9 protein-coding genes are annotated in these 8156 nt (G+C 33.6%); 2 read left to right on the plus strand and 7 right to left on the minus strand.

All coding sequences use genetic code 11. The features are described 5' to 3' along the window. Window positions 1-148: 148 nt before the first annotated feature. Window positions 149-355 carry a hypothetical protein gene (locus IJ535_RS12785; protein WP_294303632.1) on the minus strand — a complete coding sequence of 69 codons (207 nt, stop codon included), beginning with the start codon at window positions 353-355 and terminating at the stop codon, window positions 149-151. A gap of 207 nt (window positions 356-562) precedes the next feature. Between IJ535_RS12785 and IJ535_RS12790 the strand changes: the two genes are divergently transcribed. Together IJ535_RS12790 and IJ535_RS12795 are read left to right on the plus strand one after the other, a co-directional pair. Next, window positions 563-1342: a hypothetical protein gene (locus tag IJ535_RS12790; protein ID WP_294303634.1), complete on the plus strand. Its 780-nt coding sequence runs from the start codon at window positions 563-565 to the stop codon at window positions 1340-1342. A gap of 77 nt (window positions 1343-1419) precedes the next feature. Then, a complete protein-coding gene (locus IJ535_RS12795; RefSeq protein WP_294303635.1) occupies window positions 1420-2412 on the plus strand; it encodes a hypothetical protein in 993 nt (330 codons plus the stop codon). 358 nt (window positions 2413-2770) lie between these two features. Here the strand turns inward: IJ535_RS12795 and IJ535_RS12800 are convergent, their stop codons facing one another. The 6 genes from IJ535_RS12800 to IJ535_RS12825 all read right to left on the minus strand — a co-directional run. After that, on the minus strand, window positions 2771-3853 hold the full coding sequence (locus IJ535_RS12800) for a HipA domain-containing protein (RefSeq protein WP_294303636.1): 1083 nt from the start codon (window positions 3851-3853) through the stop codon (window positions 2771-2773). A 257-nt stretch (window positions 3854-4110) separates the two neighbouring features. Continuing rightward, on the minus strand, window positions 4111-4836 hold the full coding sequence (locus IJ535_RS12805; protein ID WP_294303637.1) for a hypothetical protein: 726 nt from the start codon (window positions 4834-4836) through the stop codon (window positions 4111-4113). A 57-nt stretch (window positions 4837-4893) separates the two neighbouring features. Continuing rightward, complete coding sequence (locus tag IJ535_RS12810) at window positions 4894-5763, minus strand: hypothetical protein (protein ID WP_294303638.1); 870 nt, start codon at window positions 5761-5763, stop codon at window positions 4894-4896. A 53-nt stretch (window positions 5764-5816) separates the two neighbouring features. Beyond that, the gene (locus IJ535_RS12815) at window positions 5817-6734 is read right to left on the minus strand and encodes a hypothetical protein (protein WP_294303640.1); all 918 of its coding nucleotides are present in this window, start codon (window positions 6732-6734) and stop codon (window positions 5817-5819) included. Between the two features lie 17 nt (window positions 6735-6751). Further along, window positions 6752-7168 carry a hypothetical protein gene (locus IJ535_RS12820; protein WP_294303642.1) on the minus strand — a complete coding sequence of 139 codons (417 nt, stop codon included), beginning with the start codon at window positions 7166-7168 and terminating at the stop codon, window positions 6752-6754. Window positions 7169-7241: 73 nt separating this feature from the next. Beyond that, the coding region (locus IJ535_RS12825) for a hypothetical protein (protein ID WP_294303644.1) at window positions 7242-8156 on the minus strand (915 nt) is incomplete at its 5' end.

Here is an 8156-nt window from a genome sequence, read left to right on the forward strand (position 1 = left end):
CTTGCTTGGATACTTTCTTAGATTCTTTCTAGATTCTCCCGTAGCCGTAACTGTCACAAGAGCAACGCTAACCCCACTGTTTTCACTTCTCCTGTGACAGAACTCTCCTTGATTTCCCCTTACACTGTCACAAGATTTCCTTTATTCCCTATATTTGCATTTCCACTGTGACAGAAGTTTCCTTAACTCCCCCTTTCTCTGTCACAAGATTTCCTGCAATCCCTATGTTTACGTTACCCCTGTGACAGAAGTCTCCTACAATTCTCTGTTTCTCTGTCACAAGAGTCCCTTCAATCCCTATGTTTACGTTACCCCTGTGACAGAAGTCTCCTTGTTTGTCCTTCTTCTCTGTCACAACATCCTCTCCAATCCCTATATTCCCGTTGTCCTTGTGACAGCATGTCAATATAATAAATACCCGAAAATGATAGATGCGTTACAATCAGACTCAATTGTTAGATTTTAATAATATTTAATAACTTTCTATTGACAACACCTACCGTTTAATGTTATAAACTACTAGCTATTTTTTGTCGTTTTCCAATAAGCCAGAAATAAATAAATGAATTATATTGAACTAAATACTGAATTAGAGAAACTGGAAAAAGAACTAAGTACTTTACCAACAGGGAAACTGTTAGTGTATCCAAATGGAAATTGGTATCGATGGTTCTATCTTAATAAATCTAAAAGAGAATACATATCAAAGGATAACATCTCTTTTGCATCAACTCTTGCCAGAAAAGAGTACCTTCTCCTCAAGCGCAATGTAATATTAGCTAAATTAAATGCTATCAATAAGGCTGACATTCCCATTCAGGCAGCTGAGGAAAAGCTTCTTGAATTTGTTCAAGACAAACGCTATCAAGCTTTGTTAAAACCATTTTATAGCAAAATCGAGGATGAAGAACTTTTGTCATGGCAAAATTCTCCATTTAATTCCAATACTAAATATACCGAACAATTAACATTTCAATGTCCATCAGGAAATGTTGTGCGTTCAAAGTCGGAAGTTTTTATCGATATGGCACTTGCTAGTAACGCCATTCCATATAGATATGAATGCGAACTATCGCTAGATAATCTAACATTCTATCCAGACTTTACAATTATGCATCCAATCACAAGGAAACTTATTTATTGGGAGCATCTAGGTATGATGGATAACGATGAGTATTCAAGGCAAGCCTTTCAAAAGCTGCAGACATATCAAAAACATAATATTATACCTGGTGAGAATCTAATACTCACTTTTGAATCAAAAAATAATCCTTTTTCCTATACCAATGCTCAATTGGCATTAGAAATGATAAATTTAAAAGATTTTTCATTAGCGTTATAAAGCCTATTGTTTTTTTTGTAAAGGGTGTTAATATAACGCTGTAACAATTAAGTTCCAACTCGGAGGAATTAGATTATATGAAAAAGAATATTATAACAACAACACTCGCAGCTGCTATGGTTGCTACAACAATTTTAACAACAGGTATTTCAGCACAGGCAGCTGAGGCACCAGCAGCTCAGACACAGGTAGCAAAGCAGAACCTTAATCCTACAGTTATTGCCAAGGTATTTGATGCTAAGTATTACGCTGAGGCTTATCCAGATGTAGTTGCAGTACTTGGATCTGATCCAGCTGTACTACTTAATCATTATGTAACAAGTGGTATTTACGAGGGTAGAGATGCATCAGCTACATTTAATGCTTCTATTTATGCACTTGCAAATTCAGATATTGCTGCAGCTTATGGTGATAACCTTGAAGCTTATGTAGAACATTATCTTGCATTTGGTGCTAAAGAAAATAGAATCGCATGTAATGAGCAGATGGCTAAGCTTGATATTAACACTCAGGCACAGATTGCAAGCCAGGGTGCTGCTACATTTGAAGCTAAGGGTGTTACTGCTATCTCATTTGCTTCAACATACTCTAGTCAGGCTCCACAGGCTTCACTTTGGTATGGAGATATTGTAAAGATTAATGCAAATGGTGATACAGCTGCACTTGGAGAAACAATCTCATTAGGAAAAACTAATCAGTATGTAACATATGTACCAACTGGTAATGGTGGTTATAGAGCAGAATATTCTTTTAGAAATATGTATCTAGACGCTGCTGTAAATAAAGACCTTGCAGATGCTGGTGATCCTGAATATATCGCTTGGGTAGCTAATCATCCAGAGTGGTATGATGAAAATGGTGAAGCCATTAAGATGCCTACAGGTCCTATTGCCGGATTTGATGAAAGAGGATTTGCAATTCCTGGTACAGTATCATCTGGTTCATCTTCTAGTTCAGGTTCATCTTCTAGTTCAGGTTCTTCATCTAGTGCTCCTGCAGCTAGTTCAGAACCAACATATGTTGCTCCTGGAGTTACAGATGTAATGATGCGAATCCTTAATGAAGGTTAATCTTATACTTCCAAATTTTAATATTATCCCTACTGATTAAATTCAGTAGGGATTATTTTTATACAAAAAAAAGATAGTTACGGATTACCCATAGCTATCTTTTTTATTAATATTTAATTAATATCCTACGGTTATGCCACTTACAGATATTCTAGAAACTGCATCGGCAGGTTCCCATCCCATTGTCCAACCGTAATTGTCTAATACATTATGAGTTTGTGCTTTTGCACTAACTTTCAAAAAACAACCGTTAAGTTGTGAATCGCCTAGACCGTACAGATAAATTGGCTTGTACGTAGCTGCAAGGGAGCGTTTATCTGTTGGAAGAGCGTCGCTCTATAACTATACCGCTCTCTTTCTAATTTCCATTATTATCAAGCCAAATATTATTTAGCCTGTCTCTTACATATCCACCGTACTTAAATTCAGATAAATCCGCATCTGTATTTAGTACTACAGCATTTGATTGTAATATCTCTCTTGCAGCATCAGCTAACAACACATGCCTTCCAATAAAATGATATGGCTGGCATATTTCTGAACCTTCTGCTTCAAAAGCATGGTCAAAATCATATATTGGCGACAGTGACTTTACATTCATTTCAGAATCATATATCACTCCCCAATTTCGTGCATGCCTATCTATATTACCTACCAAATAATCGGCAAGCACCATTTTATTTAATGCCTCTTTATAAATTGTTTGCAAATCGACACCAAAATCTAAATCTTTATTCATTAGATAAATACTATAATAGTCAGCCTTAGCCATATGTGTATTCTTATCAGTAAAGCATTTGCAGATAGAAACTTGAGTATCATTGAATATATCTAAATTGTAATCAATAACATCCAATCCTAGTTTCTGAAGAATTTTTGATGCTCCAACTTCTCTAAGTGCAGACTCATTACTGCAATCTCTTTTTAATAAATAGAAGCCATCTTTTGTCCTTTTCCATGCTTTAGGTGCTTTTCCATCAGTATGTATGTCTGGAGTCAAGATTTCAATTCTATCAGCAGTAAATCCTTTCCCCAATAATGGGATTTCAAAAACAGAATTTTCCAGACTATTGTCATATAGATTTATTTCACTCCAGGTAATATCTTCATCTTTTTGCTTTACCCAAAAACAATCATTTATAGAAAGACATCTCGTAGCAATACCTATATTTGCTCTTTCAGATAGCGTTAAGCTATTGTCATATCCATAATAAGCTAGTATTTCTTTTGCATATTTTCTATCAAGAGGAATTATTCGCTCAGCACTCCAACTATTAAAATTAACAATGTTATTAGCCAAATCATCTATATCAAAGCTCTCTTCAAGATAGATTTCTATAGGCATATATTTTTCTTCATAAATATTAACTTCACCACTACTTTTTATTTCAAAAACAGGTATATCTTTAAAATAAACTTCATAAGTTAATCCTTTTTGCATAGATGTTCTCCTTAAGGGTGACATACTTTTATTAGCCACCTAAATACAAAGGCAATATTATGCTATTTATTACCTCTATTTCATTTATATGCCAATATTTAACATACATCATTTTACAACGATATTTTAATTATAGCATAGAAAGTTATACATAAGTCAAAAAAAGGATGTCGACCCCTCATCAGCCAACATCCTCTTTGATACCTTAGACTTTCACAAACCTTATAAAATCTTATACGATATTAGTTACGAATCTTCTATAACAACTTCCCCATAATTTTGTATGGTGTTGGGGTATTTTCCAGGCAGTTAACTCCCTTGGCTAAAACAAATTCAAACCTATAATTTCTAATGTTTGGTATGAACCAAGATGGATATTCTATAATAGATTCATCACTTACAATTTTATCCACAAATTTTTCATCCGTCATAATATTATCGCAATTTTCAATAATATCATTATCCAATACGCAAATATTATCATCTATTAATCCTATAACTACTATCTCATTAGGTTCAACATCCGTATACTGAAAATCATATGGATCCTTTGTTAGATATTTATATGGACCTATATTAAATATATATATAGCATTTATGTTTTCGTCTCTAAGTATGCTTGAAGTCACATAAGGATTTGAGCCATATTCAAAATCCTGTTTCTGCACCATTGCCGCATTAAGCCATAAACTCATAAAAGTTTTATCATCCTCAGGTAGAAATAATTCGTATACATAAAAATCGCTTATGTCCTCATTGTTACCAGATTGCACATGATACATGGAACCAGAAATAACCGCTTTGTCCTCATCATAATCAACAGTTGAAAACTTTGACCAAAAAGTATCCAAATCACTTTCTTCAATATTAGAAGTATTCAAATCTACATTTTCATTATCTAAAAATCTAGTATTACTGCTCACACTACATCCACTTAACAGTATGCAACTAAATATTAATAAAAATAATCTGTTCTTACTCATAGTAAACTCCGTTGTAAAATCTAGGAAACATAATCTCAGCAAAAAAACTTTCTTATCCTACCCTTGTATAGGTGATTCATCAATCTCTACAATTTGGCCAAATTCATTTCCGTAAAGATATAACATTCCAGTACCTCGCCAAGTATCAATACTTAATCCAGATGCATCTTTATATGCAGATGTAATATCTTGATCATAGAATTCTTTAAAGGTTATTTCTTCATATTCATTATTAGAATTATAACCTCCATTAAAAGTACATTCTTTCAGATACCTGATTGTAGCATCTGCTGCTATAATAGTCTTTGCATTTTCATAATATGTCCCATTATCATATCGAATGTTGTAACTTTCATCTCCAGCATCAAATCCAGTCCCACTTAAAGGTATTCTTCCATCTGGCATTTTATTAGATTCTTTGAATCGAAGGAAATCACAATTTTCATGTCGAGATTCTTCCATTGTTGAAAATGAATCAGTAATAAAATATTTAGCATCGCTTACTTCTACGCACTTCCAAGAACTATAGTAATCAGCTCTCTGTAATATTGAATCAGGCAACCTATCTCCAACTTGAATAGCATCATATTCTTCTTGAGAAATAGCAAGTACTTCAGATACCGTTATATCGCCCCATATTGCCGTATATGTGCCATCTTCATTTTCTTCTACGCTTTGCAATGAAGTATTCCAATTGGCTGATGAAGTTTCATATATTCCTATATAACCCTCTGGAAGAACATATGCATTATTCCCTTCATCAGAAATATCATTGTCCACAACAGTATCAACACTCAGTTCTTTAGCATTATCAACATCTTCATTATAACTCTCCACACCATTGTCACTCTGTACTGAAGAACATCCTATTAACAATACCGAAAATGATGTAATTACTGCTATACTTAGTTTTTTTATATTTTGCATAATATTTCCTCCTGAGGAATATTATTCCTACACAACTCCTAGACTTGCACTTGCTATAAATCATAATCCCTAGCATAGGTACCCATAGAAATATCCCCTACATGGGATGTGTTTTGGTCAATATTTAATGTCATATTTAAAACTGTATAGTATTTTGTATTACCTTCGACCATAGGTTGGAGGAATATAGCAAGATTATACTTAAGACCACTAGAATCCTTTTCGATGGCAGTTGTTCCAATGTATTTTTGCCAGTCAGCCTCACTATCTAATGTTATTTCTTTTTCTACAACAGTGGATATGTTATAGTTATTTACTAAATACTCTTCAATTGAACCAAAAGTCATCCCATCGTTGTTTCCAATATCATCAATATTCATTGAAAAACCCGGCGCCAAATATATAGACCCATCATAATAAGAAGATGGGTAAAATATTGATAATTTGCACTCTTTCAATGTTACTGTGCCGTCGGTATAATTATCTACAACAAACTCTCCAATATATTGATTAATAGGCTGGTTTGTATTACTAATATGTAATCTCTCCATCCCCCCTTCAGTAATTAGCTTATCTAAATTCAAATCTTCATTACCCACTTCAATCTCGTATCCAGAGAAAATATCGACGATTTCTTCTACTGTTTTACCTGGTGTCAAATCAATTATCTTATCATCAATTTGAAAAACATAATCTGAGAGATTATAAGTTTTTAATTCTTCTTTCTGGTCATATTTAATCGGTTCTTTTTTAACTTCTTCAACAACTTCTGTTTTTTCTGTTGTTTCAACCTTAGATTTTGACTTACTTTTTGTACTAGAGCCATTTAATGCAGATGATATTTCATCATATTCAGCAGAAGATATGCCTAGCTCATCCATTGCTTGTTTCTTTTGTGAATTTCCACAAGCAATAAAACCCGAGCATGACAAAACAACAACAAATAGTAGTGAAATAAACTTTATTTTCATTGTAACCCTCCTCTCGTTTAAGCAGTTACCATCTGCTGTCTACTCTTAACAAAATACACAATTGTTGTAACAGGAAAAACTACAAACTCAAAGCATAGAATAAAACCAATAATTATCACACCTATACTTGCTTTGACAGCATTCCATAGAAAAACTATTGCAAATAATTCAGCACTTCGCCCTTCAAAAGCAGCTCCGAGCATACCTGCAAAAACAGCAGCTCCTACACTATATGCCAAAGTAGATATTTTGTCTCCAGTCTTAGTAAAGGAGGCAACAATCGTTCCTACGACCCAGGCTCCTAATATCCACGTAAACAAACCAAACAATATATTTCCATATGATAAACCAGCCCAAACACCTATTATCGCACAGATAATATTAACAATTATAAGCTGAATTTTTCTTACCTTCCAAGCCTGTACGTAATCCATTATTAATTCCTCCATAAAACATCCATATTTTCTCAACCAAATTTCAATTTTTAAATTAGTTTATATTCTGTAATCATTTATTTTCTACTAATCCATCAAGTAACTCATATGCAGCATTGATTTTCTGTGAATAAGAATCATTATCTGCATCATTATCTGGATGGAACGCCTTTATTAAAGCATTACGTTGTCTCTTAAGTGAATCTTTTGTAACCTCATCCATACTATCAAACATAAATAGTGCTAATGCCTTCTCTATTTCGTTAATATCAGCCGTCTGAGCCTGATTTGAACCATGCCTTTTTTCTATTTCAATGTATATACAAATCGTAAAAGCTCTAATAATATCCAAAAACTCTTCCGTCAGTTCATATTCATATTTGGTTTTAATAAACCCTTTCTTCTTAGCCTTTAACCTGACACCAGTTTTTATGAATTCTTCGATATAAACCTTAGGCCTATTTAAATCCACTACAACATATTCAGTACCAGTAATTTTATCTCCAAGCAAACCTTCTTTAACTTCTTCTGGGCGAAAATTCAATTCATAATCATTTAAATCCGCGAATCTGTATACCATTGCATCGTGTGATCCATTTTTTATACTAAATAGTCCATGCTCGGTATCTACCAACAGTTTCGTTTTATTTCCATAACTATAATCAGGTTTAAATTGAGCCCTTTCTTCTTTCGTTTCCTCTTCCCATTTCAAATAATCTACATAATCACTATATTCCCAATTGCTTGTGCCATAAAAGCTTACTTCTATTGGAATTTTAGCCGCACAATCATCACATAAGACGAATTGAGATTTTCCGAATATGCGCTGCTCTGTTCCCTTTAACATTTTTCCGCAGTGCTCACATTGAGCTGGTTTTCTAAATATTCCCAAACCAAATAATACAAACAATACAACTCCTGCAATTACAAGCAAAAAAATAAGCATGCCTTCAATCCTCCTTAAAAAAGATGTCATAGCATACTCTCC

This window comes from Pseudobutyrivibrio sp. (assembly GCF_017471675.1).
In the GTDB taxonomy this organism is placed as follows: Bacteria; Bacillota; Clostridia; order Lachnospirales; family Lachnospiraceae; genus Pseudobutyrivibrio.

What these genes read in the sequence shown, in the direction of transcription:
- IJ535_RS12805 (WP_294303637.1), bottom strand. Translation starts at nt 4,836, where the DNA reads ATGAGTAAGAACAGATTATTTTTATTAATATTTAGTTGCATACTGTTA.
- IJ535_RS12820 (WP_294303642.1), bottom strand. Translation starts at nt 7,168, where the DNA reads ATGGATTACGTACAGGCTTGGAAGGTAAGAAAAATTCAGCTTATAATT.
- IJ535_RS12810 (WP_294303638.1), bottom strand. Translation starts at nt 5,763, where the DNA reads ATGCAAAATATAAAAAAACTAAGTATAGCAGTAATTACATCATTTTCG.
- IJ535_RS12790 (WP_294303634.1), top strand. Translation starts at nt 563, where the DNA reads ATGAATTATATTGAACTAAATACTGAATTAGAGAAACTGGAAAAAGAA.
- IJ535_RS12800 (WP_294303636.1), bottom strand. Translation starts at nt 3,853, where the DNA reads ATGCAAAAAGGATTAACTTATGAAGTTTATTTTAAAGATATACCTGTT.
- IJ535_RS12815 (WP_294303640.1), bottom strand. Translation starts at nt 6,734, where the DNA reads ATGAAAATAAAGTTTATTTCACTACTATTTGTTGTTGTTTTGTCATGC.
- IJ535_RS12795 (WP_294303635.1), top strand. Translation starts at nt 1,420, where the DNA reads ATGAAAAAGAATATTATAACAACAACACTCGCAGCTGCTATGGTTGCT.